This window comes from Arthrobacter sp. StoSoilB13 (assembly GCF_019977255.1).
GTDB lineage: Bacteria > Actinomycetota > Actinomycetes > Actinomycetales > Micrococcaceae > Arthrobacter.
This window is the reverse complement of the sequence record NZ_AP024647.1, coordinates 1,058,688-1,083,341: the sequence shown is the minus strand read 5'-3', so window position 1 is coordinate 1,083,341 and position 24,654 is coordinate 1,058,688. Positions and strand designations below refer to the sequence as shown.

At 62.3% G+C, this 24,654-nt stretch carries 14 protein-coding genes, 5 pseudogenes and 1 riboswitch; of the genes and pseudogenes, 15 read left to right on the top strand and 4 right to left on the bottom strand.

Annotated features, from left to right (window positions below; all coding sequences use genetic code 11):
• Nucleotides 1–22: 22 nt before the first annotated feature.
• Together LDP01_RS05085 and valS are read right to left on the bottom strand one after the other, a co-directional pair.
• Nucleotides 23–899 (bottom strand): annotated as a pseudogene (locus LDP01_RS05085) (Fpg/Nei family DNA glycosylase).
• A 366-nt stretch (nt 900–1,265) separates the two neighbouring features.
• Nucleotides 1,266–3,888, bottom strand: a pseudogene (gene valS, locus LDP01_RS05080) (valine--tRNA ligase).
• Nucleotides 3,889–3,938: 50 nt separating this feature from the next.
• Between valS and LDP01_RS05075 the strand changes: the two are divergent.
• Together LDP01_RS05075 and LDP01_RS05070 are read left to right on the top strand one after the other, a co-directional pair.
• Nucleotides 3,939–4,310, top strand: coding sequence for a DUF488 domain-containing protein (locus LDP01_RS05075; RefSeq protein WP_224090701.1), 372 nt, complete (start codon nt 3,939–3,941; stop codon nt 4,308–4,310).
• Nucleotides 4,311–4,332: 22 nt separating this feature from the next.
• Nucleotides 4,333–5,113, top strand: a pseudogene (locus LDP01_RS05070) (SDR family oxidoreductase).
• Nucleotides 5,114–5,136: 23 nt separating this feature from the next.
• Here the strand turns inward: LDP01_RS05070 and LDP01_RS05065 are convergent.
• Nucleotides 5,137–6,195, bottom strand: coding sequence for an endonuclease/exonuclease/phosphatase family protein (locus LDP01_RS05065; RefSeq protein WP_224090699.1), 1,059 nt, complete (start codon nt 6,193–6,195; stop codon nt 5,137–5,139).
• A 356-nt stretch (nt 6,196–6,551) separates the two neighbouring features.
• Between LDP01_RS05065 and ileS the strand changes: the two genes are divergently transcribed.
• From ileS to ndk, 4 genes are read left to right on the top strand one after another with little or no spacing between them, the layout of a single operon-like run.
• On the top strand, nt 6,552–9,839 hold the full coding sequence (gene ileS / locus LDP01_RS05060; RefSeq protein ID WP_224090697.1) for an isoleucine--tRNA ligase: 3,288 nt from the start codon (nt 6,552–6,554) through the stop codon (nt 9,837–9,839).
• 3 nt (nt 9,840–9,842) lie between these two features.
• Nucleotides 9,843–11,204, top strand: coding sequence for a bifunctional folylpolyglutamate synthase/dihydrofolate synthase (locus LDP01_RS05055; RefSeq protein ID WP_224090686.1), 1,362 nt, complete (start codon nt 9,843–9,845; stop codon nt 11,202–11,204).
• Nucleotides 11,205–11,206: 2 nt separating this feature from the next.
• Nucleotides 11,207–11,650, top strand: a complete 444-nt coding sequence (locus LDP01_RS05050) for a DUF4233 domain-containing protein (RefSeq protein ID WP_224090684.1) — start codon at nt 11,207–11,209, stop codon at nt 11,648–11,650.
• Between the two features lie 51 nt (nt 11,651–11,701).
• Nucleotides 11,702–12,121: a nucleoside-diphosphate kinase gene (gene ndk, locus LDP01_RS05045; protein ID WP_216925485.1), complete on the top strand. Its 420-nt coding sequence runs from the start codon at nt 11,702–11,704 to the stop codon at nt 12,119–12,121.
• A 76-nt stretch (nt 12,122–12,197) separates the two neighbouring features.
• Here the strand turns inward: ndk and LDP01_RS05040 are convergent, their stop codons facing one another.
• Entirely contained in the window at nt 12,198–12,821 is a 624-nt protein-coding gene (locus LDP01_RS05040) for a vitamin K epoxide reductase family protein (protein WP_497947057.1), read from the bottom strand.
• Nucleotides 12,822–13,228: 407 nt separating this feature from the next.
• On the opposite strand from LDP01_RS05040, the pseudogene LDP01_RS05035 reads away from it, so the two are divergent.
• The 9 genes and pseudogenes from LDP01_RS05035 to nadD all read left to right on the top strand — a co-directional run bounded on the left by LDP01_RS05035 (nt 13,229) and on the right by nadD (nt 24,649).
• A pseudogene (locus LDP01_RS05035) lies at nt 13,229–16,585 on the top strand (Rne/Rng family ribonuclease).
• Nucleotides 16,586–16,730: 145 nt separating this feature from the next.
• Nucleotides 16,731–16,829, top strand: a riboswitch (TPP riboswitch).
• The gene (locus LDP01_RS05030) at nt 16,821–18,377 is read left to right on the top strand and encodes a bifunctional hydroxymethylpyrimidine kinase/phosphomethylpyrimidine kinase (protein ID WP_224090677.1); all 1,557 of its coding nucleotides are present in this window, start codon (nt 16,821–16,823) and stop codon (nt 18,375–18,377) included. (Overlaps the previous riboswitch by 9 nt.)
• Before the next feature lie 376 nt (nt 18,378–18,753).
• Nucleotides 18,754–19,062: a 50S ribosomal protein L21 gene (gene rplU, locus LDP01_RS05025; protein ID WP_207616561.1), complete on the top strand. Its 309-nt coding sequence runs from the start codon at nt 18,754–18,756 to the stop codon at nt 19,060–19,062.
• A 59-nt stretch (nt 19,063–19,121) separates the two neighbouring features.
• Nucleotides 19,122–19,386, top strand: a pseudogene (rpmA, locus tag LDP01_RS05020) (50S ribosomal protein L27).
• A gap of 133 nt (nt 19,387–19,519) precedes the next feature.
• Complete coding sequence (gene obgE / locus LDP01_RS05015; RefSeq protein WP_224090675.1) at nt 19,520–21,106, top strand: GTPase ObgE; 1,587 nt, start codon at nt 19,520–19,522, stop codon at nt 21,104–21,106.
• 29 nt (nt 21,107–21,135) lie between these two features.
• Nucleotides 21,136–22,245: a glutamate 5-kinase gene (gene proB / locus LDP01_RS05010; protein ID WP_224090664.1), complete on the top strand. Its 1,110-nt coding sequence runs from the start codon at nt 21,136–21,138 to the stop codon at nt 22,243–22,245.
• Nucleotides 22,246–22,271: 26 nt separating this feature from the next.
• Entirely contained in the window at nt 22,272–23,636 is a 1,365-nt protein-coding gene (locus tag LDP01_RS05005) for a glutamate-5-semialdehyde dehydrogenase (RefSeq protein ID WP_224090662.1), read from the top strand.
• A gap of 82 nt (nt 23,637–23,718) precedes the next feature.
• Complete coding sequence (locus LDP01_RS05000) at nt 23,719–23,958, top strand: hypothetical protein (protein WP_224090660.1); 240 nt, start codon at nt 23,719–23,721, stop codon at nt 23,956–23,958.
• A gap of 4 nt (nt 23,959–23,962) precedes the next feature.
• Nucleotides 23,963–24,649 (top strand): nicotinate-nucleotide adenylyltransferase, encoded by a 687-nt coding sequence (nadD, locus tag LDP01_RS04995; RefSeq protein ID WP_224091037.1) that lies wholly within the window; start codon nt 23,963–23,965, stop codon nt 24,647–24,649.
• The last annotated feature ends 5 nt before the right edge of the window (nt 24,650–24,654 follow it).

The window sequence follows — 24,654 nt, the reverse complement described above, 5'->3', positions numbered from 1 at the left end:
CCGGCCCGGCGAATCCGCGGCACTACTTCAGGAAGCGCGACGTACGCCGGTCCGCGAGGATCTTTCCGTGGGTTTGGCAGGTAGCACAGTACTGAAGTGACGTGTCTGCGAACGACACTTCACGTACAGTGTCGCCACAAACAGGGCAGGGCAGCCCGGTCCTGGCATGGACCCTGAAATTGCTTCGCTTTGTGTCCTTCAGCTCGCTGGAAGGCTTTCCAGCTGCCGCGTTCACGGCACCCACCAAAACCTCCTGCATGGCATCGTAGAGCCGCTGCACTGTTTCGCCGTCGAGCGTCTTCGCGATGGCGAAGGGGGAGATTTTGGCGGCGTGCAGAATCTCATCGCTGTAGGCGTTGCCAATCCCGGCGATGATGCTTTGGCTGCGGAGAAGTCCCTTGATCTGTTGGGAACTTGTCTTAAGGATTGCCGCCAGGGCATTTTCGTCGAAGTCGGGGCTGAGCGGTTCCGGACCCAGGGTTGCGATCCCGGGAACATCCAAGGGATCCCTTACCACGTAGATGGCCAGGCTCTTTTTGGTGCCGGCTTCAGTGAGGTCCAGTCCTATGTGGGCGTCGTCGGCCTGCCGGTGCAGCAGTAGCCTGGCCGCTATGTTGCTCTTGCCCATGCGCAGCCCGGCTGCTGATGGATGCTCCGTATAGCGGACCCACCCGGCCCTTTGCGAGGTGGAAGACGAAAAACAGGCCGTCGGCATCGAGGCTGATGAACTTGCCGAAGCGCTGTGTGCCCTGGATGGTGCGGCCTTCGAGGGTGCTGTAGGGCGGATCAGCGGTCTTCAAGGCGGCGATGGAGTTGATGCGGACGCTGGTCAGCACAGCTCCATGGAGCTGGGTGTCCAGATACGTGCACAGGCCGTGCACTTCGGGAAGTTCCGGCATGTCCATACTCTGCCATAGCTTTGCCCGGGCTGCAGGATAGCTGCACGGAAAAGCCCTGGCAGAACTACAATATTGTAGTTCTCCCAGGGCTCTTGTGCATGGTCACTGGCGGGACCACAATGGTTCTTACCCACTTCGAAAGAAGAGGGACACGGAAACCAAAGATTCAGTGATATGCAACCAACGCAGCCTTTGGCAAAGTTGGAAGCAAGCTACCAGTGACGAGGTAGTAAGACCTGAAATTCCGAGGATTCCGCCAGACTGTCAAGCCGTCACCAGACAGCCGAAAAGTCGAAGCCCCACCAACGGCAAAACGCTGATGGGGCTTCCCCTTTGCCCAAATTTCCGGAATTTGCCGGAAGGCTCTTAGGACGCTGGCGTTTCCTCTGCCGGTGCGAGGACGACGTCGCTGACCGTCAGCTCACCCTCACCGGACTGAAGTGCGATCTCCTGGGCGTTCGCGGCTGCCTTCAGGTCCCCGAGTCCGGCCTTGAGCTGCGCAACAAGCATTTCATTGGCCGTGATGGACGCCGAGAGTACCGCGGTGCGCTGCTTCACTTTTGCCTCGGACTTGGCCTTGCGGATGCCACTGAGTGCTACGCCAACAGTGCCAAGCATGGTGGTGTCGCCATCGGCGATTTCCAGTGCGGCAGGCCATTGGGCGCGGTGAACCGAGCCGGTGCGCCACCAGCTCCACACCTCTTCGGTGGCGAACGGCAGGAACGGCGCGAAAAGGCGCAGCAAGGAGTCCAGGGTGGTGGCCAGCGCAGCCAGTACGGATGCTTGCTCCGACTCCCCGGCCGCACCGTAGGCGCGGTCCTTGATCAGCTCGACGTAGTCGTCGGTGAACTGCCAGAAGAATGACTCAGTGATTTGCAGTGCCCGGGCGTAGTCGTAGTTTTCGAAAGCCTTGGTGGACTGCGCAACAACGTCCGACAACTGGGCGAGCAGTGCCCGGTCCAGTGGATTGGTCAGCACGGAAAGATCGCTGGACACCACGGAGTTTTCGGTCGCGCCAAGGTTCAACACGAACTTGGAGGCGTTGAGTAGCTTGATGGCCAACCGACGGCCGATCTTCATCTGCGCGATTTCGTAGGCCGTGTCCGCACCGAGCTTGGCCGAGGCTGCCCAGTAGCGGACGGCGTCCGAGCCGAACTCGTTCAGGACGTCCGTGGGGACAACCACGTTGCCCTTGGACTTGGACATCTTTTTGCGGTCCGGGTCAAGGATCCACCCTGAAATAGCTGCGTGCTTCCACGGCGCGCTCTTCTGCAGGGCGTCGGCGCGGACAGCGGAGGAGAACAGCCATGTGCGAATGATGTCGTGACCCTGGGGGCGGAGGTCGAACGGGTAGACCTTGGAGAACAGTTCCTCGTCACGGCTCCAGCCACCCACGATCTGCGGGGTCAGGGAAGACGTGGCCCAGGTGTCCAGGACGTCGGCGTCACCTGTGAAGCCGTTGGCCTGGTCACGCTGCGCTTCCTCGAAGCCAGGGGCTGCATCTGCGGCGGGATCCACGGGGAGCATGTCATCCGATGGCAGGATGGGGTGGTCGTAGTCCGGGTTGCCCTGGGCATCCAGGGGGTACCAGACAGGAATGGGCACGCCGAAGAAGCGCTGGCGTGATACGAGCCAGTCGCCGTTCAGGGCCCGCGATCCAGTTCTCATAGCGCGAGCGCATGAAAGAGGGGTGGAAGTTGATTTCCTGGCCGCGGCCGATCAACCGTTCGCGGCGTTCTTCATCTCGTCCACCGTTGCGGATGTACCACTGGCGTGAGGTCACCACCTCAAGGGGCTTGTCGCCCTTTTCGAAGAAGTTCACAGGGTGGGTGATCTTCTTCGGTTCACCGTCCAGCAGGCCTGCCGCCGTGAGGAGCTCTACAACTGCTTCTTTGGCGGAGAAGGCCGTCTTGCCGGCGATCGCGGCATAGGCTTCCTTGCCGGCGTCGGTAGTGATCCATTCCGGGGTTTCGGCAATGATGCGGCCATCGCGGCCCATGATGGCGCGTGTGGGCAGCTGCAGCTCGCGCCACCACGTGACGTCGGTCAGGTCACCAAAGGTGCAGACCATCGCGATGCCGGAGCCCTTGTCCGCTTTGGCAAGCGGGTGGGCCTTTACCTCAAGCTCAACGTCGAAGAGCGGGGACTTTACGGTCTTGCCGAACAGCGGCTGGTACCGTTCGTCGTCGGGGTTGGCAACCAGCGCAGCACAAGCGGCGAGCAGTTCCGGACGGGTGGTCTCGATGAAGATCTTTTCGCCGTCTTCGGTGAAGAAGGGGTAGCGGTAGTAGGCGCCCGCAACTTCGCGGTCCTCCAGTTCAGCCTGTGCAACGGCAGTGCGGAAAGTAACGTCCCACAACGTGGGGGCCTCGGCCATGTAGGCGTCGCCCGCTGCAAGGTTGGCAAGGAAGGCACGCTGGGATACCGCACGCGAGGTGTCGTCGATGGTGCGGTAGGTCAGGTCCCAGTCCACGGACAGGCCGAGAGTCTGGAAGAGGTTCTCGAAGACTTTTTCGTCCTCGACAGCGAGTTCCTCGCACAGCTCGATGAAGTTCTGCCGGGAAACGACGTCGAAATCGCGCTGGTTCTTGGCCGGCTGTGCTGGAGGACGGTAGTCGGCGTTGTAGGCGATGGCGGGATCGCAGCGCACACCGTAGTAGTTCTGGACGCGACGCTCAGTGGGCAGGCCGTTGTCGTCCCAACCCATGGGGTAGAAGACATTCTTTCCGGTCATGCGCATGTAGCGGGCCTGGACGTCCGTCTGCGTGAAGGAGAACATGTGGCCCACGTGGAGGGAACCCGAGGCGGTCGGCGGGGGAGTGTCGATCGAGTAGACCTGCTCCCGGGTGGTGTCCGGGTTGAACTTGTAGGTTCCTTCGTCCAGCCAGCGCTGCGTCAGGGCAGCCTCAAGGCCTTCAAGGGCCGGCTTGTCGGGAACGTTGATGGGGGCGGTGGCGGGCGTGTCTGTACCCTGCGTTGATTCAGCCATGTGTCAATTGTTCCATGGTCCGCCGCAGCGCCTTGCCGTAGCATGCCGTCATGGCCGGCCATCGGGACGCTTTCGTCCTCAAACGCATCTACGAGGACCCCGCTGACGACGACGGTGCCCGGGTTTTGGTTGACCGGCTATGGCCGCGCGGGGTGTCCAAGGAGAAGGCCCACTTGGATTTGTGGCTGAAGGAAGTCGCGCCATCGCCACCCTTGCGGACCGAATTCGCACACATGCAGGAGCGGTTCACCGATTTCCGGCGGCGGTACGAGGCTGAACTGGAAAGCAATGCTGCAGTTCAGACTTTGCTGGAGTTGGCGAGGTCCCATCCTCGGGTCACCTTGCTCTATGCCGCCAGGGATCCAGAGGTGAACCATGCCGTGGTATTACGTGAATTCCTGCTCGGCCGGGCAGATGCTTGAGGCCTGCGGATAGTGTGGTGCCATGACTTTGGCAGCACACACGGTTCATCCAGTTCAGAACAAGACAGCAGTAGTAACCGGCGCGAGCACGGGCATCGGCGAGGCAACGGTGCGGGCGTTGGCCTCCACAGGCTGGAAGGTCTTTGCGGTGGCCCGCAGGGCCGACCGCTTGGGCGCGCTGGGCGCCGAAACCGGCGCCATTCCATTTGCGGCCGATATCACCAGCGACGACGACGTCGCAGCCCTTTTGCAGGCCGTTTCCAAAGCCGGGGGAGCCGATACCCTCATCAACATCGCCGGCGGTGCCCGTGGCGCGGACACGATCGCGAATGCCGATACTGAGGATTGGGAGTGGATGTACCAGGTCAACGTCCTGGGCACCATGAAGATCACCAGGGCATTCCTTCCGATGCTGAGGGAGGACGGGGAAGGAACTGTACTCAACCTCACATCCACCGCCGGACTGGCCGCTTACGAAGGCGGCGCAGGATACAACGCCGCAAAGTTTGCCCAGCACGCCATGACCAACGCCCTAAGGCTGGAAGAAGTGGGTCACAACATCCGAGTCATCGAGGTAGCGCCGGGGCCTGGTCCACACCGAGGAATTTGCCCTTAACCGGCTGGGTGACAAGGACGCTGCCGCCAAGGTTTACGCCGGAGTCGAAAAGCCCCTCACGGCAGAGGACGTGGCCGACGTCGTGAAGTACGCAGTCTCGCTGCCGCACCACATCAACCTGGACCAGATCGTGGTGCGCCCGGTGGCGCAGGCGGCCAACCACAAGCTCATCCGCAAGGAAGGCTGAAGCGAGACACGCCTTCCAACCGGCTAACCGGCCGGGATAACTAGGGCTGCCACCATGGCCGCATGGTCAGAACCGGAAACCTGGTGGACCGCGTAGCCATTGCTGCCGATTCGGGGCGACGTAACCATGTGATCGATCACGATCCCAGGTAGGGGTGGTCCCTCCATCGGCCAGGTGGGGGAGAACCGTCCGCCTGAGGCTGTTCCGACGTCGACGAGCTTCTTCCCGTCCTGTCCGCCGCCCATGGCGGGGTCAAGCACGGCACGGAACTCGGCATGGTCGTAGGTGGAGTTGTAGTCACCCATCAGCAGGTGATGTCCCGGACGGGAGGCCTGACGGGCAACCTGGACAAGGTCGCTGCGCCACTGCTGGATCCGTTCGTCAACCGGGGGCAGGGCATGAACGTTGGTGAGGTTCAACGTCGCCTTGGAAACGTTGCCCGGATCCGTGACGAGGACCCGCGTGACGTCCATCCGGAATGGCGTATCGGGCAGGAGCCCCTCCGCTTGCAGAGGGAAAACGGAATACACGGCGCCACCGGAAGCGTCGTCGTTGGGTTCACTCAGGAGGTTCGGCAGTATTGACTCCAGGCCTTCGGAGCGTAAGCGGTCTTCCAGCCCTTGCGTATGCTCCTGGAGGGTCAAGAGTTGAACACCGTTGTCCCGCACCAACTTCACGATGGCACGTGCGTCAGCCTCACCGTATTCAGTGTTGAGACTCATCACCTTCACGGAAACAGTGGCAGTCCCCGCAGGAACTGCTTCTGCCCTTCCGGTGTCCAGCGGAAACAGCCAGAACAATTGGAGAGCCAACAGGGCTGCCGTCGTGATGAGGACCCACAGGCGGCGCCCAACCACTGCAAGGACCATCGCCAGCGCCGATGGCAGCACCATCCACGGGGTGAACGACAACAGTTGAACCACCACCAGCGGCCACTCCGTGGGGACCGCCCTGAACAGGGACATTCCCGCCACAGGCAACACCAAGAGCAGAGCGAGGACCGACCACGCGGGGGATGCCTGGTGGCCCAGCCAGCGTTTTACCGGGCCCGCGGTCGGAAGGACAAGGGCGGGGTTGGTCATGGGGTCGAGTCTATGCACCCGACGGCATCCAGCTGGTCCACCCGAAGGATGATCCTGCGAGTGGAGCACGGGGCTCTCCTGCCGCTAGACTTGGGAGACAAGCGTTGACCCGGCCATCACCGGTGAGCTTCCGGAAGAACATCCCTGAACGCCCAAGTGGAGCAATCCAAGCGGCGGCCAGGGCCCAGTAGAACCGGACGGGTAAGCCCGTCACAGCAGTAATGAGAGGCCGGAACCGGCCGTTGCCCCCCACCCGGGGCGCCATGGTTCCGGTAAGTGAGGTGGTACCGCGGCAACAGCAAACACTGAAGCCGTCCTCGCATCCTGACAGTCAACCAGCTATCACAGGATATGAGATGACCCACTACCCCAAGGCCTCAGCGACTCCTTCAGGCACGCAGGGCGTGTCCGCTTCCGTGAAGTTCCCGGAAATCGAAGAGCGCATCCTCAAGTACTGGGATGAAGACGGCACCTTCCAGGCAAGCATCGACCAGCGCGAAGCAGGCAAAGACGGCAGCAATGAGTTCGTCTTCTACGACGGCCCTCCCTTCGCCAACGGCCTCCCCCACTACGGGCACCTCCTCACTGGCTACGCCAAGGACCTCGTGGGCCGCTACCAGACCCAGCGCGGCAAGCGCGTGGAGCGCCGCTTCGGCTGGGACACCCACGGCCTTCCAGCCGAGCTCGAAGCCATGAAGCAACTGGGCATGACTGACAAGACCCAGATCGAAGCCATGGGCATCGACAAATTCAACGACGCCTGCCGCGCCTCCGTCATGAAGTACGCCAACGAATGGAAGGCCTACGTCACGCGCCAGGCCCGTTGGGTGGACTTCGACAACGACTACAAGACACTCAACGTCGAGTACATGGAGTCGGTGCTGTGGGCCTTCAAGCAACTGCACGAAAAAGGACTGACGTACAACGGGTACCGCGTCCTTCCGTACTGCTGGAAGGACGAGACGCCACTGTCCAACCACGAGCTCCGCATGGACGACGACGTCTACAAGAACCGTCAGGACCAGACCGTCACGGTAACGTTCCCCATCAAGGCGGGGGAGTCCGAACTCTCCAAGGCCCTCGAAGGCGTCCAGGCGCTCGCCTGGACCACAACGCCCTGGACGCTGCCCACCAACCTGGCGCTCGCCGTCGGGCCTGAAATCCCCTATGCGGTCCTGCCCGCCGGTCCGAACGGCGTCAAGGCTGCTTCGGCGGAAGCCCCGGTCACGGGCAGCTTCCTTCTGGCCGCCGACCTCGTGGGGACCTACGCCAAGGATTTGGGGTACGACGCCGCAGCTGCCGCAGCTGCCGCCGTCGTCTCAACCCATACAGGCGCCGAGTTGGCGGGCCTTGAGTACGAGCCACTGTGGAACGACTTTGCCGATGCCGAGAAGTACGGCACCCGGAACGCGTGGCGCTTCCTTGTGGCGGACTACGTCACCACCACAGACGGTACGGGAATCGTGCACCAGGCTCCGGCCTATGGTGAGGATGACCAGAAGGTCTGTGAGGATGCCGGCATCCCCGTTGTCCTGTCCGTGGACGAGGGCGCGAAATTCCTGCCGTTGTTTGCCCATGGCGAGCTCGCCTCGATCGTAGGACTGCAGGTCTTTGACGCGAACAAGCCCATCACCCAGGTGCTGCGCGCCGATGGCCGCCTGGTCCGCCAGGCCAGCTACGAGCACAGCTACCCGCACTGCTGGCGCTGCCGGAACCCGCTGATCTACCGTGCTGTGTCCTCCTGGTACGTCGAGGTCACCAAGTTCAAGGACCGCATGTCCGAGCTGAACCAGGAGATCAACTGGATCCCGGGCAATGTCAAGGATGGCCAGTTCGGCAAATGGCTGGACAACGCCCGCGACTGGTCCATCAGCCGTAACCGCTACTGGGGTTCGCCGATTCCCGTGTGGCAGTCCGATGATCCCGAGTACCCGCGTACGGACGTTTACGGCTCGCTGGCTGACATCGAGGCGGACTTCGGCCGTCTTCCGGTCAACAACGAAGGGCAAGTGGACCTGCACCGCCCGTTCATCGATGAATTGACCCGTCCCAACCCTGACGACCCCACAGGCAAGTCCACCATGCGCCGCGTCGAAGATGTCCTGGACGTCTGGTTCGACTCCGGTTCCATGCCCTACGGCCAGGTGCACTACCCGTTCCAGAACGAGGAATGGTTCGACACCCACAACCCTGCTGACTTCATCGTGGAGTACATCGGCCAGACCCGCGGCTGGTTCTACATGCTCCACATCCTGTCTACGGCGCTGTTTGACCGTCCCGCTTTCCGGAACGTCATCAGCCATGGCATCGTGTTGGGCTCCGACGGCCAAAAAATGTCCAAGAGCCTGCGCAACTACCCGGACGTTTCCGAGGTCCTGGACCGTGACGGCTCGGATGCCATGCGCTGGTTCCTGATGTCCAGCCCGATCCTTCGCGGTGGCAACCTGGTGGTCACCGAGCAGGGTATCCGCGACGGCGTCCGCCAGGTCATCCTGCCGCTCTGGAACGTGTACAGCTTCTTCACGCTCTACACCAACGCCGCGAACTCCGGTTCCGGCTATGAAGCGAAGCTGCGCTACGACGGCTACTCCGACACGTTGGACCAGTATTTGATGGCCAACACCGGGGACCTCGTCCGCAGCCTGACCGAAAGCCTGGATTCTTACGACATCTCCGGGGCCTGCGATGAACTCCGCAGCTACCTGGACATGCTCACCAACTGGTATGTCCGCCGCAGCCGCCAGCGCTTCTTTGACGAGAACGTGGACGCCTTCGACGCCCTCTACACCGCCTTGGAAGCCGTATGTCGTGTGTCAGCGTCCTTGCTGCCGCTCGTGACGGAAGAGATCTGGCGCGGGCTGACGGGGGGCCGTTCCGTGCACCTCGCCGATTGGCCCGACGCTTCACTGTTCCCGGCCAATCCAGGGCTCGTGGAGGCCATGGACCGCGTACAGCAGATCTGCTCCACCGGATCGAGCCTGCGCAAGGCCGCGAACCTGCGCGTCCGCCTGCCGCTGCAGGAACTGACTGTCGTGGCACCCGGGGCAGATGCGCTGGCAGGCTTCGCCGCCGTCGTCGCCGATGAACTGAACCTACGCTCCGTCCGCTTGCTGGACGCTGCTTCGGCTTCACCGGAGGAATTCGGCATCGAGCAGAAACTGGTGGTGAACGCCCGGGCTGCTGGTCCGCGCCTTGGCAAAAACGTGCAGCAGGCCATCAAGGGATCCAAGTCCGGCGACTGGTCCGTGACCGATTCCGGCGTCGTGGTGGCTGGGGGACTCGAGCTTGAGCCGCAGGAATACACCCTGGAGACCGTCGTGGCAGAAGCGGCCGACGGCGGGTCTTCCGCAGCTGCCGTACTGCCCGGTGGCGGCTTCGTGGTCCTGAACACCGAAGTCACGCCCGAACTTGCGGCCGAGGGCCTGGCACGCGACATGGTCCGCGCCATCCAGCAGGCACGCAAGGATGCTGGGCTGAACGTGAGCGACCGCATCCGAACTTCCGTCGAAGCGCAGCAGGACGTCGTTGACGCCCTCGAAGCCAATGCTGAGCTCGTCAAGACCGAAACCCTGACCCTGGAACTGGAAGTTTTGCTTTCCAGCGCCGAGGAACCGCAGGTCACCGTAGCAAAGGCAGGGGTCTGACCAATGACTGACGAATTCTCGGTAGAGAGCGTCTACGCCGAACTCCTGGGCCGCGCGCCGGAGAACAAAATGGAACCGCGGTTGGCTCCGCTGTTCCGTGCCATGGACGTGCTGGGTGAGCCCAACAAGGCTTTCCCGATCATCCACATCACCGGTACCAACGGTAAGACGTCCACTGCGCGCATGATCGAGGCCGGGCTCCGTGCCCACGGCCTCAGCACAGGCCGTTACACCAGCCCGCACCTTTCCAAGGTCACGGAGCGCATCAGCATAGATGGTGAGCCGGTATCGGATGCGACATTTGTTCGAATCTGGGATGAAATCCGTCCGTACCTGGAAATCGTTGACAACGAGCTCCTTGCCGACAACCAGCCGCGGCTGACGTACTTCGAATGCGTCACGATCCTCGGGTTCGCCATCTTCGCTGACCAGCCCGTGGATGTGGCGGTCTTTGAGGTGGGACTGGGCGGCATCACCGACGCCACCAACGTCGGAGACGGCCAGGTTTCCGTCATCACACCGATTTCCCTGGACCACACGGACCTGCTGGGCGATACGACCGAGGACATCGCCTACGAGAAAGCCGGCATCATCAAGCCGGGCGGCTTCCTGGTAAGCGCCGCCCAGCCCGTGGATGCGGCGCAGGTGCTCTTGGAAAAGGCCCGGGAAGTAGACGTACCGTTCCGCTTTGAAGGCGTCGAGTTCGGCGTCGAGTCGCGCAGCGTCGCCGTGGGTGGCCAGGTCCTTACGGTCCAAGGCCTCGCAGGCCGCTACGAAGACCTCCTTCTTCCCTTGCATGGTGCACATCAGGCAGAGAACGCCGCCGTGGCGGTTGCTGCATTGGAAGCTTTCTTCGGTGGAGGAGAAAAAGAGCTGGACATCGACGTCCTGAAGGAAGCCTTCGGCAATGTGACGTCACCTGGCCGACTGGAAGTGGTGCGGACCGCCCCCACGATCGTGGTGGATGCTGCCCACAACCCGGAAGGGATCCGTGTTTCGGCCGAGGCAATCCACGAGGCCTTCAGCTTCAGCAAGCTGGTGGTCGTCGTTGGAGTCCTGCGGGAGAAGGACGCTGAGGAGATCCTGAAGACACTCAAGGAACAACTTGGCGATCTTGCCGATGAATTCTGCTTCACCCAGTCCAACTCACTGAGGGCTGTCCCTGCAGCGGAACTGGCCGAACTCGCCGTCGATCTTGGCTTTGGCGAGGACAACGTCCACATCGCTGAGAAGCTCGATGACGCACTGGAGTGGGCCGTTGAACGGGCCGAGTCCAACGATGACCTTGCCGGCGGCGTGCTGGTCACCGGCTCCATCACCCTGGTGGCTGAGGCCCGCATCCTGCTTGGAAAGGAAGGTGCCTGACAGTGGCAAGGCTGACCAAGGCCCAGCGTGAATGGCGGCCGGGCATGCCCAGGAAGCGTCGATCCACCAAGGTAATGTTCGCTTCCACGGTGCTGCTGCTTGAAGCCTTTGTGGCCTTCTTCGGCACCTTGGTGGTCTTCGGGCTGAGGCGCGGGGAAGTTGCTCCTGGAATCATCCTGGGTGTGGGAATCGCGCTGAGCGTAGTGCTTGTCCTCACATGTGCGGTGTTGTCCAAGCCCTGGGGAATCGGCCTTGGCTGGGGGCTGCAGCTCCTCCTGATCCTGACGGGGATTGCAGAGCCCATGATGTTCATCGTTGGCGTCCTCTTCGCCATCTGCTGGTGGTACGGAATCAGAACGGGGATGAGGATCGACCGTGAAGTGGCACAACGCGACCGGGAGCAGGCCGAATGGGACGCCACGCACCGTGACGAGGCTGGTTCGTAAAACCCCGTAAACTGGCTGGGAAACCCACCCACCAACCACATTGGAGCAACTGTGAGCATTGAACGGACCCTTGTCCTGATCAAGCCCGACGGCGTGGCCCGCAACCTCAGCGGAAGCATCCTCGCCCGGATCGAAGCCAAGGGTTACGCCTTGGCCGAGCTGAAGAAGGTCAACGCGACCCGCGAGCTGCTGGAGCAGCACTATGAGGAACACGTGGGCAAGCCGTTCTACGAGCCCCTGGTTGAGTTCATGCTCAGCGGCCCGGTCATCGCAGCTGTCTTTGAAGGCCACCGCGTGATCGAAGGCTTCCGCTCCCTGGCAGGAACCACGGACCCCACCACCGCTGCACCGGGCACCATCCGGGGCGACTTCGGCCGTGACTGGGGCCTGGCAGTCCAGCAGAACCTGGTTCACGGCTCTGACTCCGTTGACTCCGCCGAGCGTGAGATCAAGATCTGGTTCGCCGGCTAGGTACCCCTCGCCGAAGTGACACTTAAGGCCAATGTTCATCACGAACATTGGCCTTAAGTGTCATCTCGCGAAGAGTTTAGTAACCCGACGTGCCTGCGAAGACGTGGATGAAGGCGAAGAAGATCGTGGCAATGACGGCCACATAAAGCAACGCCACGATGATCCAGCCGGAGTCACCCAAGACCTTGGCCAGTGCCGGTGGGGCCTTGATGACGCCATGGGCGATATTGCGGATGGTCACCCATACGAACATCGGGATCATCACGGCCCACACCACCATGCAGAACGGGCACAGCACGTTGATGACGTACAGGGCCTGCGACCACAGCCACACCACAAAGGCGAACCCCAGGGTTACGCCGGTCTGCAAGCCCAGCCAGTACCCGCGTGAATACTTCGCCCCGGCCAGGAGGCCCATGGCAGTGGTGATGATCACCGCAAAGGCGACGATGCCGATGAACATGTTGGGGAACCCGAAGACCGAACTTTGCGGTGTTTGCATCACCGCGCCACAGGAAACCCAGGGATTCACATCGCAGAGCGTGATGTGGTTGGGGTCTTTGAGTACTTCCAGCTTCTCAAGGACCAACGCCCCGGAAGCCAGCCAGCCGATGACGCCGGTGATCAGCAGGAGCCAGGCGAACGGCTTGTCGCGGACTGCTTTAGGCAGCAAACCTGCCTTGGTGGACGTATCCTCCATGGGGGTGGAGGCTTGGTTGGCCAGGTTTTCCCTGGCGGTGCTTGGCATCGCGGACGCAATCCTTTACAACAAGTGACCCGGCCGGGCCGGGAACGGTTCTTGTCAGGATTGTAACGCCGGAGACTGGATGCAGCCTCCAGCCAGCACCAGCACTTTCCACACTGTGCGACACAGCCCCCTACCCTTCGAATGTGCGGGGGTGTGAGAGAATGAACATGGCTGGAAGCCGATCCACATTCGGAATCCGGTCCGGTGACTTGTTCCCAAGACCGCCAGTATGAGCAGGGCCTGCCCGGATCACGTGATCCTCGGTAAGCCCGCCATGACAATGGACGGCACCTGGTTGTGGCAGCAGAACAACGGGTTTCAGAGCAAAGCTACCGGCCTTCCAGGGCTGCCGCACCCCAATGATGGTGCGAACCGGAAGGAATACTACCGACTTCTGTCAACGCCTGAGGGTTTTGACAAATATTTGCCCCACTGGGCGCCGGATGTGGCGGCGTCGCTGGGGCAGGAGTGTTGCCACATATGGATAATGACCAGGTTGTAGCCGTTAATGAAGAGGCAGCTCCCGCGGAAACTGCGGAAGCGCCCAAAAAGACCACCCGGACACGGCGCAAGGCTGCGCCCAAAGCAGTGGAAACAGCCAGTGCTGAGGAAGCCGCCGGCACTGAACAAGCCACGGGCACTGAACCGACCGAAGCAGCTGTGAAGGCGCCGGCGCGCCGTACCCGTGCGCGCAAGACAACGGTGCCTGCCGAGCCCCTCCCGGGTTTTGACGATCAGGCCGGAGTAGCGTCCCAGCCGGAAACCGATGCCGAACCTGCCCCCGAAAAGCCGGTCCGCCGTCGTCGGACCACCAAGCCCAAGGACGTTGAGGCAACGGTCGGCGCGGAGGCGCCAGCCCCCGAAGCGTCTTCCGCCGTGGAAGCCAATGAAGAAATCACGACGCCGGATGCGGGGTCCCAGCCTGCGCCGGCTACCCAGGGCGACCTTCCCGTGGAGGGCGACGTTCCCGCCGAGGAAGAGGCCGAAGCTGCCGAGGAGTCCGCCCCCGGTTCAACGTCGTTGTTCCTGGAACCTGTCTCCATTACCTCGATGATCTTCCAGGCCCCTGATCTGAGCACCGTTGCCCGCCCCGCCGTAGAGGAAAAGGCCGAAGAGTCTGAAGCAGAAACTCCGGAAGCCGGGTCAACTGACGAGCTGGAGGATTCCAGCAGCCGTCGTCGTCGCCGTAGCCGTGGCCGGCGTGGCCGCCGCGGGACTGAACGCGATGAGACCGATTCCGAGGACGGCGCTGAGGCTGAGGATGAAGAAGATGCTCCGGTAGCGGAAGCGCTCGAAGAGGGCGTCACGTCGCGTCGTCGTCGGCGTCGCCGCCGGGGTGATCAGGACCTTGAACTGACTGGCGGCTCGGACGATGACCCGCCCAACACGGTGACCCGTGTCCGCGCGCCCCGCCCGATCACTGAGACGGCCCCCGTCAAACCGGGTTACCAGTGTTAAGGGTTCCACCAGGCTAGAGGCCAAGAAGCAGCGCCGCCGCGAGTCCCGCGAGACCGGACGCCGCCGTCAGGTGATCACAGAGGCTGAGTTCCTTGCCCGCCGTGAGTCCGTGGATCGCCAGATGATCGTCCGCCAGCGCGACGATAGAATCCAGATTGCGGTCCTTGAAGACGGCGTGTTGGCCGAGCACTTTGTGTCCAAGACCCAGCAGGATTCGCTGATCGGCAACGTGTACCTGGGCAAGGTCCAGAATGTTCTGCCGTCCATGGAAGCTGCCTTCGTGGACATCGGACGCGGGCGCAACGCCGTTCTTTACGCCGGCGAAGTCAACTGGGACGCCGTCAATCTCGAGGGACAGCCGCGCCGGATCGAGAATGCCCTCAAGTCCGGTGATTCTGTCCTGGTGCAGGTGACCAAGGATCCTGTTGGCCACAAGGGCGCGCGCCTCACAAGCCAGATTTCCCTCCCGGGCCGCTACCTTGTGTACGTGCCTGGCGGTTCCATGACCGGCATCTCGCGCAAACTGCCCGACGTCGAACGCAACCGCCTCAAGCGCATTCTCAAGGACCGTTTGCCTGAGAACGCCGGCGTCATCGTGCGCACGGCCGCTGAAGGTGCCTCCGAGGAAGAACTGACGCACGACATCAACCGTTTGCGCGCGCAATGGGAAGGCATTGAAGGCCAGGCGTCCTCCACCAAGGTGCTGGCACCCGAACTGCTCTACGGCGAACCTGACCTCACCATCAAGGTGGTCCGGGATGTCTTCAACGAGGACTTTTCCAAGCTGATTGTTTCCGGCGACGACGCGTGGGACACCATTGAGGCTTACGTCACCTATGTTGCTCCCGATTTGGTGGGCCGCCTTGAAAAGTGGACCAAGGACCAGGACATTTTTGCGGCCTGGCGGATCGACGAACAGATCCACAAAGCTCTGGAGCGCAAGGTCTTCCTGCCGTCCGGCGGTTCCCTTGTCATCGACCGCACCGAGGCCATGACCGTGGTGGACGTCAACACGGGTAAATTCACCGGCAGCGGTGGAAACCTTGAAGAAACCGTCACCAAGAACAACCTTGAAGCGGCCGAGGAAGTAGTTCGCCAGCTGCGCCTGCGCGATATCGGCGGCATCATTGTCATCGACTTCATCGACATGGTCCTTGAATCCAACCGTGACCTGGTGCTCCGCCGATTGGTGGAATGCCTGGGCCGTGACCGCACCAAGCATCAAGTGGCTGAAGTGACGTCGCTTGGCCTTGTGCAGATGACACGCAAGCGCATGGGCACAGGCTTGCTTGAAGTGTTCGGTGAGCAGTGCGAGCACTGCGCCGGACGCGGCGTCGTCACCCATGATGAGCCCGTGGAACACCGACGCGCCAACGTAGTTGCCGCCGAGCACCACCGTCCACACACAGAACCGCAACAGCCTGCTGCCCGGAATGAACGCAAGCGTCGCCGTGGGAAAGGTGGGGGAGCGATAGCCGAGGAACCAGTCTCCACCCACAGCACCGCTGCCGCCCCGGTAGCTGCGCCAAGTGGCAAGGAGTCGGTTGACCCCGTTCGCCAGGCGAAGGGCCGAGGCGACCAGGGCGGCTCTTGCCACCATCGCCGCTGCAGCGCATGCCGCGCACTTGCACGACGACGAAGTTCACCGCGCGGAGGAACTGGCACGCGCGGCCGGTCAGCATCACGACACGGCTGAATCCGTGTCTGATACGGCAACCGGCGATGCCGGGGGAGCGGCCGCAGCTGATGCCGCCAGCCATGAAGCAGCGGTTCGGGAGGCACGGTCCACGCCCGTTTTGCGCTTCGGTGGCGAAGAAGTGGCGCTTCCATTCGTGGAGCACCATGAGGAACCGTCTGCGGGCAAGCCGGCCATGAGCCTGGACCTGCTGGCGGAGGCGTTCTCGCACCTCGGTGCTGCACCGGCTGCCGAGGAAAAGACTGTGGATACGGTTTCCGGACCTGCCGCGGCTTCCGAAACTTCCGCTGCCACTACCTCCGCTGCCAGTGCTGCGGCCACCGACGGTCAGAACGATCGTTCTTCGCGTTCGCGTGGAAGTCGAGGCCGAAGGAACCGTAGCGCGAGCAGGGCACAGGGTGCCGCAAACGAAACCAGCGTGGAGCACCACGAGGTAACTGCCGCAGCCGCGGGTGGAACGGCCCACGAGGCCAAAGCGCCGGCAGCGGAAGAGCCTGCCAAAAAGAAGGCAGCTGACGAGCCCATCATCCTCGGCGTAGGAGTTCCAGCTTCGGAGTTGTAAGCACGTCAGCACTGATGACGTATTGAAAGAGTCCCGCAGTATCCGATGTCGTCGGATACTGCGGGACTCTTTTGTCGCCGGCAGTCACATCCATGCACCCAAGCAGGCCCGGTTCCCGGACCGCTGGACTTCCCGGCTACGCTAGGAAACTGACACGGGGTGCCGGGCGCTGGGCCTGGCTGAGATCCAGACCCGTTGAACCTGTCCGGTTAGCACCGGCGAAGGGATGTCCATCATGGCTTCATTGTCGAGTTCCCCTGTCTACCCCCTTGACCCCGCCGGTAGCGTTGGCGGACCCGTGGCTGCCCGGCAACATCCGCGGGTGCTTAGCATTGCCGGTTCGGATCCGTCCGGAGGCGCAGGGATCCAGGCAGACCTGAAGAGCATTGCTGCGCACGGTGGTTACGGAATGGCTGCCATCACGGCGCTCACGGCACAGAACACCCTTGGAGTCAGTGCAGTCCATGTTCCGCCCGTGGAGTTCCTGCGCCAGCAACTGGATGCCGTCAGCAGCGATATTGAGATTGATGCCGTCAAGATCGGGATGTTGGGTGACGCGTCCGTCATCCACGAAGTCCGCAGCTGGCTCGAAGACGTGCGTCCCGCCGTCGTGGTCCTTGACCCGGTGATGGTGGCCACCAGCGGCGACCGGCTTCTGCGTGGGAACGCCGAAGCCGCCCTGCGCAGCCTCCTGCCTTTGGCGGATCTCGTTACCCCCAACCTTCCCGAACTGGCTATGTTGCTGGGGGAGCCTGACGCCCCGGACTGGGCCACTGCCCTTGACCAAGGCAAGCGTCTGGCTGCCGAATGTGGAACGACCATCCTGGTGAAGGGTGGCCATTTGGCAGGAGCGGAATGTCCTGATGCCTTGGTCAATACGAGCGGCTTGCTGCGGCAGGACGTTATCGAGGTGGCCGGTCCCCGCGTGGATACCCGGAACAGCCACGGAACGGGCTGTTCGCTCTCCTCGGCATTGGCCACGGTGCAGGCCCGCAGAGGTGACTGGGAAGCGTCACTGCGGGAGGTTAAGCCGTGGCTGCTGCAGGCCCTTTCTGCGGCCGACGGGCTCGACGTGGGCAGGGGCAGCGGGCCGATCCAGCACTTTCACCATCTGGAGCCGACACGGAATCCTGCTGGCCGGTCCGGCGATTTTGCCGCGCGACTTTGGGCGGAAGCCACGCCGGAGTTGGACGCAATCTACGGCCTGGCCTTCATCCAGGGCCTGCAGTCGGGGAGGCTCCCTGAGCCCGAGTTCAACTACTACCTTGCCCAGGATGCCATCTACCTCAACGGCTATTCCCGGGTTCTGGCCCGCGCCGGTGCCCTTGCCCCCACTGAGGAAGAGCAGCTCTTCTGGGCCAAGGCGTCACAGACCTGCCTTGAGGTCGAGTCCGAGCTTCATCGGAACTGGCTGAGCACGCGCCCGGCTCCGACGCAGACCGGACCCGTGACCAAGTCGTACGTGGACCACCTCCTGGCCACTTCCGCGTCCGGCAGTTACGCTGTGTTGCTCGCAGCAATCCTGCCCTGTTACTGGCTGTACGCGGAGGTAGGCCGGCAACTCCACGCGGCCTACGTGGATGCAGGCGCACCCGGCGACCACCCGTACGCCGACTGGTTGAAGACCTACGCCGACGAGGAGTTTGCTGCCGCAACCCGCAAAGCGATCGACCTTACGGACGCAGCCGCCCTCAAGGCCTCTGCGCAGGAACGCGAGGCCATGGTTGAGGCCTTTACACACTCTTGCCGCTACGAGACGGCCTTCTTTGATGCGCCAAGGCTCTTCGCCTGAGTTCGATTTCCGTGGTTTCTGCATAGCCGATCGACGAAACTCCCGCGCGTCGCCAGCCAAATCGCAGCATTCCCGCCCAAACCCTGTAGGCTGTATGGGCACGGTGCCGGGAGAGTCCGTTACAACTGGTGATGCAAGTCACCCGATAGCCTCCGGACCCGGCCTCATTTGCAGCTGAAGGTCAAACTAGCGTAATCTTGATCTTCGGTGCTTACGCCAACACTTGGGTTATGCCCCTTGGAATTGTTCATGGGATGACTCGCGGGCTTCGATCTGAAGTCCACGGCGTTGAGGCACAGCGCGAACCAAGCCTGATTCCGGTTCAAGGTTCCGCACGCAAATTTAGTAAGAAACGTCGAGAGAAGTGAGTACCCAAGTGGTGTACGCGATTGTCCGCGCAGGCGGCCGCCAAGAAAAAGTTTCCGTTGGAGACTACGTAACGCTTAACCGCGTCCCCGGTGGAGCCGGCAGCACGCTTGAGCTGCCCGCCTTGCTCCTGGTTGACGGCGACAAGGTCACGTCCGCTGCTGCGGACCTGGCCAAGGTCAAGGTCACGGCTGAGATCCTTGAGGACCTTCGCGGTCCCAAGATCGTCATCCAGAAGTTCAAGAACAAGACCGGCTACAAGAAGCGCCAGGGTCACCGTCAGGAACTGACCAAGATCAAGATCACGAGCATCAAGTAACTTTCGTTACTCTGTTCAGATTTTCAGTTTCCCCAGAAATTTAGAGGCAGGCATTTCACATGGCACACAAAAAAGGCGCGAGCTCCACTCGCAACGGTCGTGACTCCAACGCACAGCGCCTCGGCGTCAAGCGTTTCGGTGGCCAGGTAGTTTCCGCAGGCGAGATCATCGTTCGCCAGCGCGGAACCCACTTCCACCCCGGTGCAGGCGTCGGCCGCGGTGGCGACGACACCCTGTTCGCACTCGAGGCCCGGTGCGGTTGAGTTTGGTACTCGCCGCGGACGTCGCGTAGTGAACATCGTTGCTGCTGCAGCTGCAGAGTAACAACAAGTTCTGAACCGGTGGAGCGGGCCAAACGGCCCGCTCCACCGTTCTTTTAACCGCATTACAATCGATTAGGGCGCCCATGGCGCTCTGGTTTATGCAACAGCGCTGGCAACAGCAAGAGGAGATTCACGTGGCGAGCTTTGTAGACCGGGTAGTCCTGCACGTATCCGGCGGAACCGGCGGCCACGGCTGTGTCTCTGTCAAGCGGGAAAAGTTCAAGCCTCTCGGTGGACCCGACGGCGGCAATGGCGGCAACGGCGGAGACGTCATCCTTAGGGTGTCGGCGCAGACCACCACCTTGCTTGACTACCACCACGCCCCCCACCGCCACGCCACCAACGGTGGCCCTGGCATGGGTGATTGGCGTGGCGGCAAGAACGGCGAAACCTTGATCCTCCCCGTGCCGGACGGCACCGTGGTGAAGACGAAGGACGGCGAGGTCCTCGCTGACCTCGTGGGCGAAGGCACGGAGTATGTTGCCGCGGCAGGAGGCCAGGGCGGTCTCGGAAACGCCTCACTGTCCTCGCAAAAGCGGCGCGCGCCCGGCTTCGCGCTACTGGGCATTGAAGGCGAATCCAGCGACATCGTGCTGGAACTGAAGTCCATCGCCGATATCGCGCTGGTCGGATTCCCCTCCGCTGGAAAATCCAGCCTCATTGCGGCCATGTCCGCTGCCCGGCCAAAGATTGCCGACTACCCCTTCACCACCCTCATTCCCAACCTTGGCGTCGTCCAGGCCGGCGACATCCGGTTCACCATCGCCGATGTGCCCGGCCTGATCGAAGGCGCCAGCGAGGGCAAGGGCCTTGGCCACAACTTCCTGCGCCACGTTGAACGCTGCGCGGCCCTGGTTCACGTCCTGGACTGCGGAACCCTGGAATCGGACCGTGATCCACTCTCCGATCTGGCCATCATTGAGGCGGAACTGGAGAAGTACGCCGTGGACATGAGCTACGCCGGCGTAGACGGCGAAGTAGTGCCGTTGAACGAGCGTCCCAAGCTTGTTGTCCTGAACAAAGTGGATCTTCCGGATGGCAAGGACATGGCGGAGTTCGTTCGTCCGGACCTCGAAGCACGCGGCTACCGTGTCTTCGAAGTCTCGGCAACCAGCCATGAGGGCCTGCGCCAGCTTGGCTTCGCAATGGCGGAGATCGTCAAGGCTGCGCGGGATGCCGTAGAGACTGCCCCTCCCAAGGTTGCCCCGCCCATCCTTCGTCCGCGCGCCGTCAACGAGAGCGGATTCCGGATCCGCCGCGAGGAAAAGAACCTCGAGCCGCTGTTCCGCGTGTTGGGCGAGAAGCCTGTCCGCTGGGTCAAGCAGACCGACTTCACCAACGAGGAAGCCATTGGCTACCTGGCCGATCGCCTGGCCAAGCTGGGCGTCGAGACGGAGCTCTTCAAGGTTGGAGCGAAGCCCGGCGATACGGTGGTCATCGGCGAGGACGATGGCGTGGTCTTCGACTGGGAGCCCACCATGATGGCAGGCGCCGAGCTCCTGGCGACTCCCCGTGGTACCGATATCCGCGTCGCGGACATCGGCGACCGTCCCACACGTTCGCAAAAGCGCGATGAACAGCTTGAGCGCCGGGAAGCGAAGGCTGCCGCCCGTGCTGAACTCGAAGCCGAGCGCAAGGCTGGCATCTGGACTGAGTCCGTCAGCCGTCGTCGTGCCCAGCCCGTAACGGAAGGCCACCTGGATACCGGTGATGACGACTAGGACTGTCGAAATTCCGGACGCAGAGGTTCTTGAGCGTCAGGGCCCTGGCCACCGCCAAGAGGATTGTTGTCAAAGTGGGCTCGTCCTCGCTGACCAGTATCAAGGGCGGCATTTCCGAGAAATCGCTGACTTCGCTGGTTAATGCGCTGGCTGACAAACGAAACGCCGGTACTGAAATCATCCTGGTTTCCTCGGGCGCCATCGCGGCAGGTCTTGCCCCGCTGGGGCTCGCCAAGCGCCCGAAGGACCTCGCTACCCAGCAGGCTGCGGCAAGCGTGGGGCAGGGCCTGTTGATGGCGCGCTATACGCAAGCTTTCAGCGCGCACGGCGTCACGGTCAGCCAGGTCCTGCTGACAGCTGACGACCTCATGCGCCGGACGCAACACACCAATGCTTTCCGTGCCCTGGACCGCCTGCTGAACCTTGGTGTCGTTCCCGTCGTCAACGAGAACGACACCGTGGCAACCCATGAGATCCGTTTTGGGGACAACGATCGCCTCGCAGCCCTGGTGGCACACCTGGTGCGCGCCGACGCACTCGTGCTGCTCTCCGACGTCGATGCCCTGTACGACGGTCCACCCTCCCACGGCGCCAAGCGCATCCCCTTGGTTCGTGGTCCGCAGGACCTCGAGGACGTGACCATTGGCAAGGCAGGCAAGGCCGGTGTAGGTACCGGCGGCATGATGACCAAAGTGGAAGCGGCGTCCATAGCTGCCGGGTCAGGGATCCACGCGCTGGTGACTTCGACGCCCAATGCTGCAGCTGCCCTGGCAGGGGAGGACGTAGGAACGTGGTTCGCCGTCAACGGCAGCCGCAAGCCCGTCCGGCTCCTGTGGCTGGCTCACCTGGCAACGGTTCACGGGCGCTTGATACTCGACGACGGCGCGGTGAAGGCAGTGCGCGACCGGCATAGGTCACTCCTGCCCGCGGGGATATCGGACGTATTCGGAGACTTCGAAGCCGGGGACCCCGTTGAAATGGTGGCTTTGGACGGAACAGTGATTGCCCGCGGCCTGGTGAACTATTCCTCGGAGGAGCTTCCCCGCATGCTGGGACGCTCCACCCAGGAACTCGGCCAGGCAATGGGCCGCGGATACGACCGCGAAGTTGTTCATGTTGACGACCTCGTACTCCTTTAGGCTGCGCCCTCATCTAAACTTGGAGCATGACTGAAGCGCTGACCCCTGACGCCCCTGTGATTTCCGACGTTTCCGGTGCCGCCGGCCAAACGCCGGAGAACCCTGTAGCAGGTGGCGCTCCGTTGTCGCCGGAAGATGTCCAGGCTGCCGTCCATGCCATTGCCGACCGCTCCCGCAAGGCCGCCCGCCGTATGGGTCAAGCCAACCGTGCGTGGAAGGACCGCGCCCTGCGCGCTATTGGTGCTGCCCTTCAGGAGCGCCGGAAGCACGTGCTGGAAGCAAACGCCAAGGATGTTGCCGCAGGACGTGCCAATGGCACATCTGCCGCTCTTCTTGACCGGCTGACGCTGACACCTGCCCGGATCGATGGGCTGGTTGCTGCTTTGGAGAACCTGGCTGGCCTGCCGGACCCCGTAGGCAACGTGGTCCGTGGCCAGACGCTGCCCAACGGCTTGCGCCTGCGCCAGGTCAACGTCCCCATGGGCGTTGTTGCTGCTATTTATGAAGCCCGCCCCAATGTCACGGTGGATATTGCCGGACTCGCGCTTAAGAGCGGCAATGCCGTCATCCTGCGGGGTGGTTCCGCTGCAGCGAACACCAATGAGGCCCTGGTGCAGATCCTTCGGGAAGCCCTGGACTCTGTTGGCCTGCCTGCCGATGCTGTGCAGACCGTGGACCAGTACGGCCGCGAGGGCGCCAACGTGCTCATGCGTGCCCGGGGTCGCGTTGACGTCCTGATTCCCCGGGGTGGACGGGAACTTATCCAGACTGTCGTGACCAACTCTGCCGTGCCTGTTATTGAAACGGGTGAAGGCAATGTGCATATCTTCATCGACGAATCGGCCAATGAAGAGATGGCGGTTGACATTCTTTTGAATGCCAAGACGCAGCGTCCCAGCGTCTGCAACACCGTAGAGACCCTTCTTGTACACTCGGGCTCCACCGTGCTGCCTGCCGTTGCCGCTGCACTTCGCTCTGCCGGAGTCACCCTCCACGTCGATGAGCGGATTGCTGCCGCTTTGGGCAAGGACGTTGAAACCGTTCCGGCCGACGACGACGATTGGGCCACCGAGTACATGGACCTGGACCTTGCCGTTGCCATGGTGGACAACCTCGATGATGCCGTCAATCACATCCGCAAGTGGACCACCGGGCACACCGAAGCGATCCTGACGAACAACCTGGCCAACGCCGAGAGATTCATTGCTGAAATCGACTCGGCTGCCGTCATCGTCAACGCCTCCACGCGTTTCACCGACGGCGGTGAGCTCGGCCTCGGAGCAGAAGTGGGTATTTCCACCCAAAAGCTGCACGCCCGTGGGCCCATGGGCCTGACCGAACTCACCACCACCAAGTGGATCGTGCAGGGCGAAGGCCAGATCCGCAGTTAGCTACGCGGTAACATAGAACAGAAGTCCGGAACGGCGGGGAGTCCCGCCGTCGAAAATCCTTGAGAACCAACTAGGGGAGAAGATGCTGTTTCAGCAGATCGCCACGTCCATAGCAGCCCAAACAGAAGGCGGCCACGAAGCGCCTGCCCCGCTCTGGGCCGAGCCGTGGGTCTTCGGAGTCAGCATGTTTGCCCTCCTGCTGGTTTTGATGTTCGTTGCCCTCTCCTACACCAACCTTGGCAACCGTCACGAGGCTGTGGAAGAGCACTCGGATCCGCACCGCCAGCACCCGAACAAGCACACCCACAAGCAGGGCCACTAACATTATCGCCGCAACTCCGCGCGGGGAGTCGGAGCGCAGGCTCCGGCTGGGCGTGATGGGTGGAACTTTTGATCCCATCCATCACGGCCACCTTGTGGCTGCAAGTGAGGTTGCCGCCAAGTTCGATCTCGACGAAGTCGTTTTCGTGCCTACTGGCCAACCTTGGCAGAAGTCCAGCAAGCAGGTCAGCAAACCCGAGCACCGTTATTTGATGACCGTGATCGCCACGGCCTCAAACCCGAGGTTCACGGTGAGCCGGGTCGATGTTGACCGTCCCGGACCCACTTACACCATCGACACCCTGCGCGATCTAAGGGCCCAGCGACCCGACGCTGATTTGTTCTTCATCACTGGCGCTGACGCCTTGGCCCAGATTCTGTCCTGGAAGGACGTTGACGAACTCTGGTCTTTGGCGCACTTCGTTGGTGTAACGCGCCCTGGCCACGAACTGGACGGCATGGGCAGGGAAGACGTCAGCCTCCTGGAAGTTCCAGCCATGGCGATTTCCTCAACGGATTGCCGGACACGCGTAGGTGCCGGGAACCCCGTTTGGTACCTCGTGCCCGATGGCGTGGTGCAGTACATCGCCAAGTATGGTCTGTACGCCCCGCACTCCGGGACCGCGCGGCCAGGGACAGGGGAGCTGGCCCCCGCATTATCCGGATCAGACGACCAAGCACGTACTGAATGAGTTTT